This window comes from Streptomyces sp. NPDC047117, from assembly GCF_040643545.1.
GTDB lineage: Bacteria > Actinomycetota > Actinomycetes > Streptomycetales > Streptomycetaceae > Streptomyces.
The window spans coordinates 25,149-41,107 of record NZ_JBEYUN010000004.1 but is presented as its reverse complement, the minus strand read 5'-3'; the positions used below and the strand labels follow the sequence as shown (position 1 = coordinate 41,107).

At 72.3% G+C, this 15,959-nt stretch carries 10 protein-coding genes; 7 read left to right on the top strand and 3 right to left on the bottom strand.

What is annotated here, in order from left to right; genetic code table 11:
- Positions 1-65: 65 nt before the first annotated feature.
- On the top strand, positions 66-911 hold the full coding sequence (locus tag ABZ840_RS08770; RefSeq protein WP_361555528.1) for a hypothetical protein: 846 nt from the start codon (positions 66-68) through the stop codon (positions 909-911).
- Between the two features lie 117 nt (positions 912-1,028).
- Here ABZ840_RS08770 and ABZ840_RS08765 read toward each other — a convergent pair whose 3' ends face one another.
- Positions 1,029-1,523: a MarR family transcriptional regulator gene (locus ABZ840_RS08765; RefSeq protein WP_361556539.1), complete on the bottom strand. Its 495-nt coding sequence runs from the start codon at positions 1,521-1,523 to the stop codon at positions 1,029-1,031.
- Positions 1,524-1,791: 268 nt separating this feature from the next.
- Between ABZ840_RS08765 and ABZ840_RS08760 the strand changes: the two genes are divergently transcribed.
- Entirely contained in the window at positions 1,792-2,661 is an 870-nt protein-coding gene (locus tag ABZ840_RS08760; RefSeq protein WP_361555525.1) for a lysozyme, read from the top strand.
- A gap of 122 nt (positions 2,662-2,783) precedes the next feature.
- Positions 2,784-3,605 carry a lysozyme gene (locus tag ABZ840_RS08755; RefSeq protein ID WP_361555522.1) on the top strand — a complete coding sequence of 274 codons (822 nt, stop codon included), beginning with the start codon at positions 2,784-2,786 and terminating at the stop codon, positions 3,603-3,605.
- Positions 3,606-3,665: 60 nt separating this feature from the next.
- Here the strand turns inward: ABZ840_RS08755 and lon are convergent, their stop codons facing one another.
- Entirely contained in the window at positions 3,666-6,125 is a 2,460-nt protein-coding gene (lon, locus tag ABZ840_RS08750; RefSeq protein WP_361555519.1) for an endopeptidase La, read from the bottom strand.
- A 149-nt stretch (positions 6,126-6,274) separates the two neighbouring features.
- Between lon and ABZ840_RS08745 the strand changes: the two genes are divergently transcribed.
- The 4 genes from ABZ840_RS08745 to ABZ840_RS08730 all read left to right on the top strand — a co-directional run bounded on the left by ABZ840_RS08745 (position 6,275) and on the right by ABZ840_RS08730 (position 13,009).
- On the top strand, positions 6,275-6,970 hold the full coding sequence (locus ABZ840_RS08745; RefSeq protein WP_361555516.1) for a spermidine synthase: 696 nt from the start codon (positions 6,275-6,277) through the stop codon (positions 6,968-6,970).
- A gap of 124 nt (positions 6,971-7,094) precedes the next feature.
- Positions 7,095-7,838 carry a response regulator transcription factor gene (locus tag ABZ840_RS08740; RefSeq protein ID WP_361555513.1) on the top strand — a complete coding sequence of 248 codons (744 nt, stop codon included), beginning with the start codon at positions 7,095-7,097 and terminating at the stop codon, positions 7,836-7,838.
- Positions 7,835-8,950 carry an ATP-binding protein gene (locus tag ABZ840_RS08735; RefSeq protein ID WP_361555510.1) on the top strand — a complete coding sequence of 372 codons (1,116 nt, stop codon included), beginning with the start codon at positions 7,835-7,837 and terminating at the stop codon, positions 8,948-8,950. The genes ABZ840_RS08740 and ABZ840_RS08735 overlap by 4 nt, the downstream gene beginning before the upstream one ends.
- Positions 8,951-9,211: 261 nt before the next feature.
- A complete protein-coding gene (locus tag ABZ840_RS08730; protein ID WP_361555507.1) occupies positions 9,212-13,009 on the top strand; it encodes a multifunctional oxoglutarate decarboxylase/oxoglutarate dehydrogenase thiamine pyrophosphate-binding subunit/dihydrolipoyllysine-residue succinyltransferase subunit in 3,798 nt (1,265 codons plus the stop codon).
- Between the two features lie 99 nt (positions 13,010-13,108).
- Here ABZ840_RS08730 and fxsT read toward each other — a convergent pair whose 3' ends face one another.
- A complete protein-coding gene (gene fxsT, locus ABZ840_RS08725) occupies positions 13,109-15,898 on the bottom strand; it encodes an FxSxx-COOH system tetratricopeptide repeat protein (protein WP_361555504.1) in 2,790 nt (929 codons plus the stop codon).
- Positions 15,899-15,959 lie beyond the last annotated feature (61 nt).

Sequence of the window (15,959 nt, the reverse complement as noted above, 5' to 3'; positions counted from 1 at the left end):
CTCCGCGCCACGCGAACCGCGCATTCCGGACGGCCTCTTCCGGCCGTTCCGGCATCCTGGCTGCCATGCGCATCGAACTCGCCACGGAGCCCGGCGACCCCCAACGCCCCAACGAGGACTACGCATCAGTAGCGCTGCCCGCGTCCGGCGAGGGCGGCGTACTCGTCCTGCTCGACGGGGTGACGCCGCCGGCGGAGGACTTCGGGTGCCGCCACGACGTGCCGTGGTTCACCGCGCGCCTCGGGGGCGCGATGCTCGAACTGTCCGGTTCGCTCCGCGACATGACGCTCACTGAGGCGCTCGCCGAAGCCATCGGGCGCACCGCCGCGGCCCACCGCGACACCTGTGACCTTTCTCACAGCAGGACTCCGCAGGCAACGGCCATCGCCGCGCGCTGGTCCCGGTACGCCGTGGAGTACCTGGTGCTGTCGGACTCCGCGCTGCTCGTCGAGGCGCCGGACGGGACGGTCGAGGCGGTGCTGGACGAGCGCCTCGCGCAGCTGCCGGCCTCGGTGGGCGAGCGGCGGGCCGCCGTACGGGCCCTGCCGGAGGGGTCCGCCGAACGAGCGGCCGCGGCCCGCGAGTACGTCGCCGCGGTCGAGGCGCTGCGCAACGCCGAGGGCGGCTTCTGGACGGCGGCCGCCGATCCGTCCGTCGCGGAGCGGGCGGTCACCGGCAGCGTGCCGCGCGACCGGGTCCGTTCGCTGACCGCGCTGAGCGACGGGGCCGGGCGCTGGGTGGAGGTGTTCCGGGAGGGGACCTGGGCCGACTGCCTCGGCGTGGTGCGGAAGGAGGGGCCGCGGGCGCTCATCGAGCGGGTGCGGGCCATGGAGAACGCGGACGCCGACGGACTGTCCTTCCCGCGGGGGAAGCTGCACGACGACGCCGCGGTGGTGTACGCGGAGCTGTGAGCGCGGGGCGGGCGCGGGCGACGGGCGCGGGCGTCGGGCGGCGGGCGGCGGGCGGCGTGGGCAACGGGCGCTCCACGGGCGGCGTGGGCGCGGCGGTCGCCGGCGGCGCCCCCGCCGTCACTCCTCCGCCGCCTCCCGGCCGGGCCCGGCGCCCGGTTCGCGTTCCTCGTGGAGCTCCCGCTCCTGCTCTTGTTCATCGTTCAACCGATGGAGGAGCCGCGCCAGTTCGCCGATCTCCCCGCGGTCCCAGGAGGCGAGCCGGCGGGCATAGCGGTCCCGCCGGGCGTCGCGCACCCGCGTGAAGCGGGCCAGCCCCTCGTCGGTCAACCGGACCAGGACGGCACGCCCGTCGGCCGGGTCCTTCTCGCGGGCGACCAGCCCGAGGTCGTCCAGCGCCCGCAGCTGGCGGCTGATGGTCGCCTTGCCGACGCCGAAGTAGCAGGCGAGTTCGGTGGCCCGCTGCTCGCCCGCGTCGGCGAGCCGGACCAGCAGCCCGTACGCCGAGGGCTCCAGATCCGGGTGCACCTCGCGGGCCATCTCGCCGGACGAGGCGCGGGCCCGGCGCAGGAATACCGCCAACTCGCGTTCCAGCGAAAGGAACAGGTCGTCCATACCGTCGGGCCGTCGCGCCGTCGCCCCGTCGGTTCCGGTGTTGTGCACGTCAGCGCCCTTTCCCGTTTTCCGGACGATGGAAGAATTTTTCAGCGGCGGCCGATTCCGCAGCTGGGACAGTATTTCGCAGGATTAGACCAACGGAATCATCCGACCCCCTTTCCGCTCCAGGTCTACGCGCGTACCGTCATTTATGGCATGACCACACCAAGTCATGATCCACGGTCGGCCTCCCCCTCAGATCCCACCGAGATCTTCGGAGTCACGTATGCACGTGCACAGATCCGGCCCGGCCCGCCACCCTCGGCGCTCCGCCGCCAGGGTGGCCGGGATCCTCCTCACCCTGCTCGCGCTGCTCGGCGGCACCTTCGGCACCGCCGCCGCCACGCAGCCCGCCGGCACCCCCGCGAAGGACGCACCCGAACCCACCCACCCCGGTCAGGACTGGGCCGGCTCGCAGATCGCCGAGCACGAGGGCGGCACCGGCCTGCCGGCCGCGCCGTCACTCCAGGCGTCCGTCGAAGGAGTGGACGTCAGCGGCCATCAGGGCAACGTCACCTGGTCGACGCTGTGGAACAGCGGGGTGAAGTTCGCCTACGTCAAGGCGACCGAATCGACCAGCTACATCAACCCCTATTTCGCTCAGCAGTACAACGGCTCCTACAACTCCGGGATGATTCGCGGGGCCTACCACTTCGCGACGCCCAACACCTCCAGCGGCGCGGCCCAGGCCAATTACTTCGTGGACCACGGAGGCGGCTGGTCCAAGGACGGCAAGACCCTGCCCGGGGCGCTGGACATGGAGTACAACCCGTACGGCCAGGTCTGCTACGGCATGAGCGCAACGGCGCTGGTCAACTGGATGAAGGACTGGTTCGCGACGTACAAGGGGCGGACCGGACGGGACGCGGTGATCTACACCTCCACCAGCTGGTGGAAGCAGTGCACCGGCAACTATGCGGGCTTCGGGAACACCAACCCGCTGTGGATCCCGCGGTACGGCTCCTCCGTCGGGGAGCTGCCGGCCGGCTGGGGCTTCCACACCATCTGGCAGTACACGTCCACCGGGCCCACCGTCGGTGACCACAACCTCTTCAACGGGGCGTACGACCGTCTCCAGGCGCTCGCGAACGGGTAAGAGGCGGACAGGGCTCCCCCACCGTGCCGCGCGGACCCGCGCCGGGCTCATCCCGCGGGTCCGCGCCGCACGGCGCCCTGTCCTCCCCTCCCCTTGCGCGTCTTCGAAAGAGGCTCCCCCCTATGCGCATACGCCGGTGCATCACGCTGCTCTGCACACTCGGCACGGCCCTCACGGTGGCCGTGCCCGCATCCGCCGCATCCGCCACGACCACCCCGACCGACGGCTCCCGCGCCTCCGGAACCGACCACCGCGCGGGCTCCACGATCCGTTCCCACGAGGGCGCCGCCGCGCCGGACACGGCACCGCGGCCGCTCGCCGGGGTGGCCGGCATGGACGTCAGCAGCCACCAGGGCAACGTCAACTGGGCCGCCGCCTGGCGCGCCGGCGCCCGCTTCGCCGTCGTCAAGGCGACCGAGGGCACGAGCTACCGCAACCCCAAGTACGGCCAGCAGTACGGCGGCTCGTACAACGTCGGCATGGTCCGCGGCGCGTACCACTTCGCGATCCCCAGCTCCTCCTCCGGCGCCGCGCAGGCCAACTTCTTCGTGAACAACGGCGGGGGCTGGAAGGCGGACGGCCGCACCCTGCCGCCCGCGCTGGACATCGAGTACAACCCGTACGGCAGCATCTGCTACGGCCTGAGCCGGGCGGCCATGGCGGCCTGGATCAGCGACTTCAGCAAGACGGTGCACGCCCGTACCGGCCGCCACCCGATGATCTACACCTCCACCAACTGGTGGAAGCAGTGCGTCGGCGACAACGCGTCCTTCGGCATGAACCACCCGCTGTGGATCGCCCGCTACTCCTCCTCACCCGGCCCCCTCCCGGCCGGCTGGGCAGCACACACCATCTGGCAGCACGACGACAGCGGCCGCTTCCCCGGCGACCAGAACGTCTTCAACGGCTCCACGGCCCAACTCCGCAAACTGGCCACGGGCTGAGCATCCGCACGGGCGAGGCCCGGCCCCCTGGGTGGGGGCCGGGCCTCGTGGATGGTGGGGTCACGCCGCCACCGGGACCTCCGGTGCGGCCGGGGTGGCGGCCGGGGTCAGGGCCAGGTCGAGGACCTGGCGGACGTCGGAGACCGGGTGGACGTCGAGCTTTTCCAGGATCTCGGCGGGGACGTCGTCGAGGTCCGCCTCGTTCCGCTTGGGGATGATCACCGTGGTGATGCCCGCGCGGTGTGCCGCGAGGAGCTTCTGCTTGACGCCGCCGATGGGCAGCACGCGGCCGGTGAGGGAGACCTCGCCGGTCATCGCCACGTCGGGGCGGACCTGGCGGCCGGAGAGCAGCGAGGCCAGCGCCGTCGTCATGGTGATGCCGGCGCTCGGACCGTCCTTGGGGACGGCGCCCGCGGGGACGTGCAGGTGCACGCCGCGCTCCTTCAGATCGGCGACGGGCAGCTCCAGTTCCGCGCCGTGCGAGCGGAGGAAGGAGAGGGCGATGTGCGCCGATTCCTTCATCACGTCGCCGAGCTGTCCGGTGAGCTGGAGGCCGGCACCGCCGGTCTCGGCGTCGGCGAGCGAGGCCTCGACGTAGAGGACGTCGCCGCCCGCGCCGGTCACGGCGAGGCCGGTGACCACGCCGGGCACCGCCGTACGCCGCTCCTCCGGGTCCTGCGCGGACTCGGGGACGTGGTGCGGCCGCCCGATGAGCGGGCGCAGCTCGTCCGTGCCGACGGTGAAGGGGAGGTCCTGTTCGCCCAGTTCGTGCTTGGCCGCGACCTTGCGGAGCAGGCGCGCGATGGCGCGCTCCAGGTTTCGTACGCCCGCCTCTCGGGTGTACTCGCCGGCGAGCTTGCGCAGCGCGGCGTCCTCCATCACGACCTCGCCGGTCTCCAGGCCCGCCTTCTCCAGCTGGCGCGGGAGCAGGTGGTCGCGGGCGATGGTGACCTTCTCGTCCTCCGTGTAGCCGTCCAGCCGGACCAGGTCCATGCGGTCCAGGAGCGGCTCCGGGATCGCTTCGAGGACGTTGGCCGTGGCGAGGAAGACCACGTCGGAGAGGTCGAGCTCGACCTCCAGGTAGTGGTCGCGGAAGGTGTGGTTCTGCGCCGGGTCGAGGACTTCGAGCAGGGCGGCGGCCGGGTCGCCGCGGAAGTCGGAGCCGACCTTGTCGATCTCGTCGAGGAGGACGACCGGGTTCATGGAACCGGCTTCCTTGATGGCGCGGACGATGCGGCCGGGCAGCGCGCCCACGTACGTACGGCGGTGGCCGCGGATCTCCGCCTCGTCCCGGACGCCGCCGAGCGCGACGCGGACGAACTTGCGGCCCATGGCGCGGGCGACGGACTCGCCGAGGCTCGTCTTGCCGACGCCGGGCGGCCCGGTCAGGGCCAGGACGGCGCCGCCCGCCCGTCGCCCACCACCGCCCTTGCCGGAATCGCTGCGCGATACCCCTTCTGACGGGCCGCCGACCAGGCCGAGGCCGCGGTCCGCGCGGCGCTTGCGGACGGCCAGGTACTCGGTGATCCGCTCCTTCACGTCGTCCAGGCCCGCGTGGTCCGCGTCCAGGACGGCGCGGGCGCCCTTGATGTCGTACGCGTCCTCGGTGCGCTCGTTCCACGGCAGCTCCAGGACGGTGTCCAGCCAGGTGCGGATCCAGGAGCCCTCGGGGCTCTGGTCGCTGGACCGCTCCAGCTTGTCGACCTCCTTGAGGGCGGCCTTGCGGACGTCCTCGGGCAGGTCGGCGGCCTCGACGCGGGCGCGGTAGTCGTCGCTCTCGTCGTCCGGGTCGCCGTTCAGCTCGGACAGCTCCTTGCGGACCGCCTCCAGCTGGCGGCGGAGCAGGAACTCGCGCTGTTGCTTGTCGACGCCCTCCTGGACGTCCTTGGCGATGGACTCGGCGACGTCCTGCTCGGCGAGGTGCTCACGGAGCGCCTCGGTGGCGTCCTTCAGGCGGGCCACCGGGTCGGTGGTCTCCAGGAGGCGCACCTTCTGCTCGGTGGTCAGGAAGGGCGAGTACCCGGAGTTGTCGGCGAGCTGGCCGACGTCCTCGATCTGCTGGACGCGGTCCACGACCTGCCAGGCGCCGCGCTTGCGCAGCCAGCTGGTGGCCAGCGCCTTGTACTCCTTGACGAGCTCGGTGACGGCACCGGGCAGGGGGTCCGGGACGGTCTCGTCGACCGTGGTGCCCTCCACCCAGAGGGCGGCGCCGGGCCCGGTCGTCCCGGAGCCGATCTTCACGCGGCCCAGGCCGCGGATGAGCGCGCCGGGGTCGCCGTCGGACAGCCGGCCGACCTGCTCGACCTTGCCGAGCGTGCCGATGCCGGCGTACGTGCCGTCGATCCGTGGAACGAGCAGCACCCGTGGCTTGTTACCGGGTGAGGCGGCGGCCTGCGCGGCCTCCACCGCGGCGCGTACGTCCGGATCGGAAAGGTCCAGCGGCACCACCATGCCCGGCAGGACGACCTCGTCGTCGAGGGGCAGCACGGGCAGGGTGAGCGGTGTGGACGTCGAAGCCATGATCTCCCCTTCGGCAGGCAAGTTGAGCTGTACTCACTCAATGCTCATGAGCCGATGGATGTTCCCCTGCCGTGTTCGCTGTGAGCGATCAGTCGCGGACTCGTAGAGTGGGGGCGCCCGGCACCCACGACCCCGGAGGCCCCGCACCCATGTCAGCCCCCTTCGAGACCGACGAGGCGCCCGTCACGCTGGAGCGCCGGGACGGACCGTTCGGCGAGGTGGTGCTGCGGCGGCGGGGCGCGCACTTCGAGATCATCGCCAACGGGTGCTTCCTGATGGACACCTCGGACGGGCGGTCGGAACGGCTGCTCGTCGATGCCGCGCTCGCCGCGCTGCCCGACGGCCGCGCGCTGCCGTCCGTACTGATCGGCGGGCTCGGCGTCGGGTTCTCCCTGGCCCGCGCGGCGGCGGAGCCGCGCTGGGGCCGGATCGCGGTCGTCGAGCGCGAGGCGGCGGTGGTCGACTGGCACCGCTCGGGCCCGTTGGACGCGGTGTCGGGCCCGGCCCTGGCCGATCCGCGCATCGAGATCGTCCCGGCCGACCTGGTCGCGTACGTACGCGACGGAGCCGGCGCCGAGACCTTCGACGCGCTCTGTCTGGACATCGACAACGGGCCGGACTGGACCGTCACCGAGGACAACGACAGCCTCTACTCCCCGGCCGGCCTCGCGGCCTGCCGGGACCGGCTGACGCCCGGCGGAGTGCTCGCCGTATGGTCCGCGCAGCCCTCCGCCTCCTTCGAGTCCGCTCTCCGGAATGTGGGGTTCAGCGAGGTTCGCACCGAAGAGATCCCCGTTGTCCGAGGCGTCCCCGACGTGGTCCACCTCGCGAGGAAACGCGCGTAGCCGCGGGTCTCATCGTGCCTTTACGCTGCTGCCAGCAGTGTGCGACCAGCCGGTACACCGGGTCAGCAGGTCGGCACAACCAGTCAGTAACGCGACCACGCACGGGGAAATTCAGGGGCGGGCGATGGACCAGACTCAGACCACCCACGGCGCCGCCGCGGCGGCGGCCACGCCCGGCGCACAGCGGCGAGTGCTCGTCGTCGAGGACGACCCGACGATCGTGGACGCCATCGCGGCCCGGCTGCGCGCCGAGGGCTTCCAGGTGCAGACCGCCGTCGACGGCCCCTCCGCCGTCGACACCGCCGAGGCCTGGCAGCCCGACCTGCTCGTCCTCGACATCATGCTGCCGGGCTTCGACGGCCTGGAGGTGTGCCGCCGGGTGCAGGCCCAGCGGCCGGTCCCGGTGATGATGCTCACCGCGCGGGACGACGAGACGGACATGCTCGTCGGCCTCGGCGTCGGCGCCGACGACTACATGACAAAACCGTTCTCCATGCGGGAGCTGGCCGCCCGCGTGCACGTCCTGCTGCGCCGCGTCGAGCGGGCCGCGCTGGCCGCGCACACCCCGCGCAGCGGCATCCTGCGCCTGGGCGAGCTGGAGATCGACCACGCCCAGCGGCGGGTCCGGGTCCGCGGCGCCGACGTGCACCTCACCCCGACCGAGTTCGACCTGCTGGTGTGCCTGGCCAACACCCCGCGCGCCGTCCTCTCCCGAGAGCAGCTGCTGGCCGAGGTCTGGGACTGGGCGGACGCCTCCGGCACCCGTACGGTCGACAGCCACATCAAGGCGCTGCGCCGGAAGATCGGCGCCGAGCGGATCCGCACGGTGCACGGCGTCGGTTACGCGCTGGAGACCCCGCCGGCATGAGGTCGCCCCGGCCTCTGGCGCGCGAGCTCTGGCAGCGGGCCTGGGAGGCGATGCGCCCGCTCGACCCCTACCGGTCGGTCAAGGCGGCACTCGGCGCGCTGGTCACCGTTTCGGTGATCATCACGACGCTGCTGGTCCTCGTCGCGTTCCACTCGGCGACGGAGCTGCGGGTCATCACCGTCTTCTCGATCATCGCCTCGCTGCTGATCACCCAGTTCGTCGCGCAGGGCCTCACCGCCCCGCTGGACGAGATGACGGACGTGACCCGGGCCATGGCCGGCGGGGACTACACCCGGCGGGTGCAGGGCAGCCGGCGGGACGAGTTCGGCGAGCTGGCGGACGCGTTCAACCGGATGGCCGCGGATCTGGAAGCGGTGGACACCCATCGCAAAGAGCTGGTCGCCAACGTCTCGCACGAGCTGCGCACCCCGATCGCCGCGCTCCGCGCCGTGCTGGAGAACGTCGTCGACGGGGTCTCCGAGGCCGACCCGGAGACGATGCGCACCGCGCTGAGCCAGACCGAGCGGCTGGGCCGGCTGGTCGAGCACCTGCTGGACCTCTCCCGGCTGGACAACGGGGTCATCCCGCTGCACGCCCGCCGCTTCGAGGTCTGGCCGTACCTCTCCGGTGTGCTGAAGGAGGCCAACATGAGCCGCAGCGCCTCCACCCTCGCCGTCGGCTCCAGCCACCACAGCCGTACGGACGTCCACCTGCACCTGGACGTCTCGCCGCCGGAGCTGACCGCGCACGCGGACGCCGAGCGGCTGCACCAGGTCGTCGCCAACCTGATCGACAACGGCATCAAGCACAGCCCGCCGCACGGCCGGGTGACCGTACGGGCGCGCCGCGGCGAGGGCGCCGGCAGCCTGGTCCTGGAGGTGCAGGACGAGGGCCCTGGCATCCCCGAGTCCGAGCGGCACCGGGTGTTCGAGCGGTTCAACCGCGGCGGGCCCGCCCCGTCCGGTCCGGGCACCGACGGCGGTACGGGTCTCGGACTGGCGATCGCACGCTGGGCGGTGGATCTGCACGGCGGGCGCATCGGAGTGGCCGAATCCCCGCGTGGCTGCCGGATCCGCGTCACCCTTCCGGGGACCGGTCAGCCCCGTCCTTGACGCTCGGTGACGTAGGGTCGGTGGCGGAACCACTCATTCGGGGTGTTCCCCGTGTCCCCACCGGGGGTGCGATGGCGATACCCCCTACCCAGGCGCGAGCGAACCACGCATGTTTCCCGCCAAGTCGTTCCCCGAAACCCGCCGCCAAATGTGACGTGCGCGACGAGTACCCCTCCCGGACTGCAGCATCGGTCGACAGAGGCGTAGCCTTTATTCCCGCTGTCCACCACCTTTAGGAAGCGGAAGAGGGCGGTTGCCGCCGTGTCGCCACAGTCCCCCAACACTTCGAGTGCCTCGACCGACCAAGACGGGCAGGGTAAGAACCCTGCAGCCGGATTCGGTGCGAACGAGTGGCTCGTCGACGAGATCTACCAGCAGTACCTCCAGGACCCGAACTCGGTAGACCGAGCCTGGTGGGACTTCTTCGCCGACTACAAGCCGGGCGCCCCGGTGACGTCGGGCACCCCAGCTGACGAGGCCAAGCCTGCCGCGCAGGCGACCCCGCCGGCCCAGCCGGCCGCCAAGCCGGCGGCTGCCGCCCCGGCCAAGGCCGAGGCCAAGCCTGCCGCCGCGCAGCCCGCGCCCGCGCAGCCCGCGCCGGCGAAGGCCGCCCCGGCCCCGGCCAAGGCTGCTCCGGCCGCCAAGCCCGCGGCCAAGCCGGCCGCCGAGGCGCCCGAGGGCCCCGAGCTCGTCACGCTGCGCGGTCCCTCCGCCGCCGTGGCGAAGAACATGAACGCCTCGCTGGAGCTGCCCACGGCCACGTCCGTGCGCGCCGTCCCCGTGAAGCTGCTGTTCGACAACCGCATCGTCATGAACAACCACCTCAAGCGCGCCCGCGGTGGGAAGGTCTCCTTCACCCACCTCATCGGGTACGCCATGGTGCAGGCGCTCAAGGCGATGCCCTCGATGAACTACTCGTTCGCCGAGAAGGACGGCAAGCCCACCCTGGTCAAGCCGGACCACGTGAACCTCGGTCTGGCCATCGACCTGGTGAAGCCGAACGGCGACCGCCAGCTCGTCGTCGCCGCCATCAAGAAGGCCGAGACGCTCAGCTTCTTCGAGTTCTGGCAGGCGTACGAGGACATCGTCCGCCGCGCCCGGGTCGGCAAGCTGACGATGGAGGACTTCACCGGCGTCACCGCGTCGCTGACCAACCCCGGCGGCATCGGCACCGTGCACTCCGTGCCGCGCCTGATGCCCGGCCAGGGCCTCATCGTCGGCGTCGGCGCGATGGACTACCCCGCCGAGTTCCAGGGCACCTCGCAGGACACCCTGAACAAGCTGGGCATCTCCAAGGTCATGACGCTGACCAGCACCTATGACCACCGCGTGATCCAGGGCGCCGCCTCCGGCGAGTTCCTGCGGATCATGAGCCAGCTGCTGCTCGGCGAGAACGACTTCTTCGACGACATCTTCAAGTCGCTGCGGATCCCGTACGAGCCGGTCCGGTGGCTGAAGGACATCGACGTCAGCCACGACGACGACGTCTCCAAGGCGGCCCGGGTCTTCGACCTGATCCACGCCTACCGGGTGCGCGGCCACGTCATGGCCGACACGGACCCGCTGGAGTACAAGCAGCGCAAGCACGCCGACCTGGACATCACCGAGCACGGCCTCACCCTGTGGGACCTGGAGCGCGAGTTCGCGGTCGGCGGCTTCTCCGGCAAGTCGATGATGAAGCTCCGCGACATCCTCGGCGTGCTGCGCGACTCGTACTGCCGCACCACCGGTATCGAGTACATGCACATCCAGGACCCCAAGCAGCGCAAGTGGCTGCAGGACCGCCTGGAGCGCCCGCACACCCCGCCGGAGCGCGACGAGCAGCTGCGCATCCTGCGCCGCCTGAACTCCGCCGAGGCCTTCGAGACCTTCCTGCAGACGAAGTACGTCGGCCAGAAGCGCTTCTCGTTGGAGGGCGGCGAGTCCGTCATCCCGATGCTGGACGCGGTCATCGACTCCGCGGCCGAGTCGCGGCTGGACGAGGTCGTCATCGGCATGGCCCACCGCGGCCGCCTGAACGTCCTCGCCAACATCGTCGGCAAGTCCTACGCGCAGATCTTCCGCGAGTTCGAGGGCAACCTCGACCCGAAGTCGATGCACGGCTCCGGCGACGTGAAGTACCACCTGGGCGCCGAGGGCACCTTCACCGGCCTGGACGGCGAGCAGATCAAGGTCTCGCTGGCCGCCAACCCCTCGCACCTCGAAGCGGTCGACCCGATCGTCGAGGGCATCGCCCGCGCGAAGCAGGACATCATCGGCAAGGGCGGCACGGACTTCACCGTCCTCCCCGTCCAGCTGCACGGTGACGCCGCGTTCGCCGGCCAGGGCGTGGTCGCCGAGACGCTGAACATGTCGCAGCTGCGGGGCTACCGCACCGGCGGCACGGTGCACATCGTCATCAACAACCAGGTCGGCTTCACCGCCGCGCCGGAGTCGGCCCGCTCCTCCATGTACGCCACCGACGTGGCCCGCATGATCGAGGCGCCGATCTTCCACGTGAACGGTGACGACCCGGAGGCCGTGGTGCGCGTCGCGCGGCTCGCCTTCGAGTTCCGCCAGGCGTTCAACAAGGACGTCGTCATCGACCTGATCTGCTACCGCCGCCGCGGCCACAACGAGTCGGACAACCCGGCCTTCACCCAGCCGCTGATGTACGACCTGATCGACAAGAAGCGCTCGGTGCGCAAGCTCTACACCGAGTCCCTCATCGGTCGTGGCGACATCACGCTGGAAGAGGCCGAGCAGGCGCTGCAGGACTTCCAGGGCCAGCTGGAGAAGGTCTTCACGGAGGTCCGCGAGGCCACCACGACCCCGGCCGCCCCCGAGGTGCCGCAGCCGCAGGCCGAGTTCCCGGTCCACGTGGACACCGCGGTCTCCCAGGAGGTCGTGAAGCGGATCGCCGAGTCCCAGGTCAACATCCCCGACCGGGTCACCGTCCACCCGCGTCTGCTGCCCCAGCTGCAGCGCCGCGCGGCCATGGTCGAGGACGGCACGATCGACTGGGGCATGGGCGAGACCCTGGCCATCGGTTCGCTGCTGATGGAGGGCACCCCGGTCCGGCTCGCCGGCCAGGACTCCCGTCGCGGCACCTTCGGCCAGCGTCACGCGGTCCTCATCGACCGGGAGACGGGCAACGACTACACGCCGCTGCTCTACCTCTCCGAGGACCAGGAGCGGTTCAACGTCTACGACTCGCTGCTCAGCGAGTACGCGGCGATGGGCTTCGAGTACGGCTACTCCCTCGCCCGGCCCGAGTCGCTGGTCATGTGGGAGGCGCAGTTCGGTGACTTCGTCAACGGCGCGCAGACCGTCGTGGACGAGTTCATCTCCTCCGCCGAGCAGAAGTGGGGCCAGACCTCCGGCGTCACCCTGCTCCTGCCGCACGGCTACGAGGGCCAGGGCCCGGACCACTCCTCGGCCCGCATCGAGCGCTTCCTCCAGCTGTGCGCGCAGAACAACATGACCGTCGCGATGCCGACGCTCCCCTCCAACTACTTCCACCTGCTGCGCTGGCAGGTGCACAACCCGCACCACAAGCCGCTGGTCGTCTTCACCCCGAAGTCGATGCTGCGTCTGAAGGCCGCGGCGTCGAAGACGGAGGAGTTCACCACCGGCGGCTTCCGCCCGGTGATCGGCGACAGCTCGGTCGACGCGAACGCCGTGCAGAAGGTCATCTTCTGCTCCGGCAAGGTCTACTACGACCTGGAGGCGGAGCGGGAGAAGCGCGGCGCGAACGACGCTGAGGCTGCCAACACGGCGATTGTCCGCATCGAGCGCCTGTACCCGCTGCCCGGCAAGGAGCTCCAGGCGGAGATCGCCAAGTTCCCGAACGCCGGCAAGTACATCTGGGTCCAGGAGGAGCCCGCCAACCAGGGCGCCTGGCCGTTCCTCGGCCTGAACCTGATCGACCACCTGGACCTGGCGGTCGGTGCCGACGTGCCGCACAAGGAGCGCCTGCGCCGCATCTCGCGGCCGCACGGCTCCTCGCCGGCGGTCGGCTCGGCCAAGCGCCACCAGGCCGAGCAGGCCCAGCTCATCGCCGAGGCGTTCGACGCCTGAGCCACCGGCTCGTACGGCACCTGAAGGGGCGGGGCCCCACCGAAGCGATTCGGTGGGGCCCCGCCCCTTCGGCGTACGCCGCCGGGCCGTCGGCGGCGCTCAGATCGTCAGCGGCTCGAAGTCGCGGAGCTGGTACGGCGGCAGGTCCGCCTCGGTGGAGCGGGTGTCGTGCGCCAGCGCGAGCGTCCAGGGGTGGCCGGGACCGACCGCGACCTCCATGGCGGGCAGGGCCCGGGAGAGCGTGCCCAGGGCCGCGGCGCGGTCGCCCGTCGCGAGCAGCGCCAGCGCGTGGTTGGCGTCGCTGCCGACGGTGTACGGGTGGGCGGGGCCGAGCAGATCGCGGTAGGCCCGGTACGTGCGCTCGGCCATCGCCAGGGCACGCTCCGGGTCGCCGGACTCCCGCTCCAGGCAGCCGGCGCCGGACGCGATCATCAGGGTGAGCGGGTCCCGGCGGCCCAGCAGCCGCACCGACCGGTCCAGCAACGCCTGCATCCCCTGCCGGGCGCGCTCCCCCTGACCGGCGCCCCGGCGGCAGAGCGCCAGGTTGTGCGCGGCGCGCAGCGTCTGCGGATGGTCGGCGCCCAGGAGCCGGTGGTGGGCCCGGGCGTTCCGCTCCTGGGTCTCCAGGGCCGGCTCGATGCGGCCGGTGAGCCGCAGGCCGGTGGCGTGGTGCAGCTCGGAGCAGAGCGTCCAGGGGTGGCCGGTGCCGAGGATCTCGCCGCGCGTCCGCAGGGTCTCCCGGTCCAGTTCCACGGCCTGGTCGTGGGCGCCGAGGAGCCGCAGGGAGACCGCGAGGTTGTTCTGCGCGGCGAGGGTGCGGGCGTCGCGGTCGCCGAAGGTCTCCCGGCTGCCGTCGAGGACGTACCGGGAGAGTTCCAGCGCCTCCTGGTAGCGGGCGAGGCCGCGCAGGTCGGCGGCGAGGCCGGCAGCGGCGCGCAGGATCTCGGCGTCCGGGGCGCTGCGCCCGCCGAGCAGCCGTTCCAGCACGGGCCGGTCCAGCGCCTCGCAGGCCGCGTACTGCCCGGTGGCCCGCAGCAGGTTGGTGTGCGCGTGCAGCAGGTCCAGGCGGTGCGGGTGGTCCTCGGGCAGCAGCCGCTCCCAGGTGAGGTCGGCGCGCCGGGCGAGGGCGAGGCCGGTGTCCTGGGCGCCGGTGAGATAGGCGTAGCGCAGGCAGTTCAGTACCGGTGCGGCGGTCTCCGCGGGGTCGGCGTCCAGCGCGCCGGCGGGCAGCAGGTGCGGCAGCAGCCCGGCGTACGCCGGCCAGTGGGCCGGTTCGTCGGGACGGCCGGGGTCGGCGGCGGCGAGCGCGCCGCGGACGGCCCGCGCGTACCGCTCCCGCTCCGGTGCCGGGATGCCCTCGCGGACCAGGAGGCGGACCATGCGGTGCAGGTGGACGCAGGCCACCTCGGTGCCGTCGGCCGTCTCGGTGGCCTCCACGACGGAGTAGCGGGCGAGCAGCCGCAGGGCTTCCTGGAGCCGCCGGTGGTCGCCGGTGACCGGGGTGAAGTCGCCGCGGATCCGGGCGAGGAGGCCGACCGGTACGGTGCCGGGCGCGAGGACGGCGCACAGCCGCAGCACTTCGGCGGCGTCCGGAGCGGTCTCGGCGATGCGGTCGAGCAGGGCGGTCCAGGCCGCGGCGAAGGTCATCGGGAAGTCGTCGGCGACCACCGTGCGGGCGTCGGCAATGCCGCCCTCCAGGAGGCGCAGGTACCGGTCGACGCTCATGTCGGAGTCGTTCAGCCAGCCCGCCGTCTGGTCCAGCAGGAGCGGCAGGTCCTCCAGCGCGGCGGCCAGCCGGTCGGCGTCGGCCGCGGTCAGCCGCGGGGCGCGGCGGCGGACGAAGGCGACGCTCTCCGGGCGGCCGAGGACGGGAACCGGGAGGAGGAGGGTGTTGTGGGTGTCCCAGGAGCGGTTGCGGGAGGTGATCAGGACGTGGCCCGAGCCGCTGGGCAGCAGGTCCGCCACCGCGGCCGGGTCGTCGGCGCCGTCCAGGACGAGCAGCCAGCGGCGGTACGGCTCGCCGCGGCGCAGCGCGTCGACGACCGCGCCCAGCCGCTCCCCCGGGCCGGTGCGCAGCCCCAGCTCGGGGGCGAGCGCCGCCATCTTGCGCCGGGCGCGGTCGCCCGTACCGGCGTTGACCCACCACACCACGTCGTACTCGGTCGCGAAGCGGTGCACGTACTCGGCGGCCAGCTGAGTCTTGCCCACCCCCGCCATGCCCAGGAGGGTGCAGACGGCGGCGCCGCGTACGGAGTGCTCCAGGCGGCGGTGGATGTGGGCGAGGAGCGCGGCGCGGCCGGTGAAGCGGGGGTTGCGGCGCGGCACGCCGCCCCAGACGGCGGGGGCGTCCAGCGGGAAGCGCGGGCCGCCGGTGCCGGGTGCCGGGGTGTCCGGGAGACCGAGGCGGCGCAGCAGGAGGCGTTCGGCGTGGTGCGCGCCGGCCTCGGTGAGCTGTGCGGGGCCGAGCGCGGCGGCGCCGGCCGGGAGGTTGCCGGGGTCGGTGACGGAGACGGCGGCGAAGCGGCCGGGGTGGGCGGCGTTCACGGCGGCGAGCGCGGTGTCCCACTCCCGGCCGGTGCGGACGCCGGGCTGGAAGTAGCCGGCGCTGAAGACCAGCAGTATCCGACCGCCGGAGAGGGTGAGGCCGGCGAGCGCGGAGCGCAGCTCCATGGCGGCGGGCGGGTCCCAGTGGTGCAGCGGGGCGCGCAGCCCGTGGCGTTCGAGGCGGTCGGCGATCCAGTCGCCCCAGGCGCGACTGTCCGCGGCGACGCTGACGGTGACCCTGGGGCCGGCCGGCGGCCCGGGGCGCACCGGCCGGGCGGGCCGCGGGACCCGGGCGGTCGCGCCCGTCGGCCGCTGCGGGAACGTCGACTCCGCCGGCTGTGCCATACGGTCCTGCTCTCCTGTGAAGGGACCGTCGATACGGCCCTGTTCTTCCGTATCCCACGGC

Coding starts and splice junctions, on each gene's coding strand:
- ABZ840_RS08740 (WP_361555513.1), top strand. CDS start 7,095: ATGGACCAGACTCAGACCACCCACGGCGCCGCCGCGGCGGCGGCCACG.
- ABZ840_RS08745 (WP_361555516.1), top strand. CDS start 6,275: ATGTCAGCCCCCTTCGAGACCGACGAGGCGCCCGTCACGCTGGAGCGC.
- ABZ840_RS08760 (WP_361555525.1), top strand. CDS start 1,792: ATGCACGTGCACAGATCCGGCCCGGCCCGCCACCCTCGGCGCTCCGCC.
- ABZ840_RS08735 (WP_361555510.1), top strand. CDS start 7,835: ATGAGGTCGCCCCGGCCTCTGGCGCGCGAGCTCTGGCAGCGGGCCTGG.
- fxsT (WP_361555504.1), bottom strand. CDS start 15,898: ATGGCACAGCCGGCGGAGTCGACGTTCCCGCAGCGGCCGACGGGCGCG.
- ABZ840_RS08755 (WP_361555522.1), top strand. CDS start 2,784: ATGCGCATACGCCGGTGCATCACGCTGCTCTGCACACTCGGCACGGCC.
- ABZ840_RS08765 (WP_361556539.1), bottom strand. CDS start 1,523: ATGGACGACCTGTTCCTTTCGCTGGAACGCGAGTTGGCGGTATTCCTG.
- ABZ840_RS08770 (WP_361555528.1), top strand. CDS start 66: ATGCGCATCGAACTCGCCACGGAGCCCGGCGACCCCCAACGCCCCAAC.
- lon (WP_361555519.1), bottom strand. CDS start 6,125: ATGGCTTCGACGTCCACACCGCTCACCCTGCCCGTGCTGCCCCTCGAC.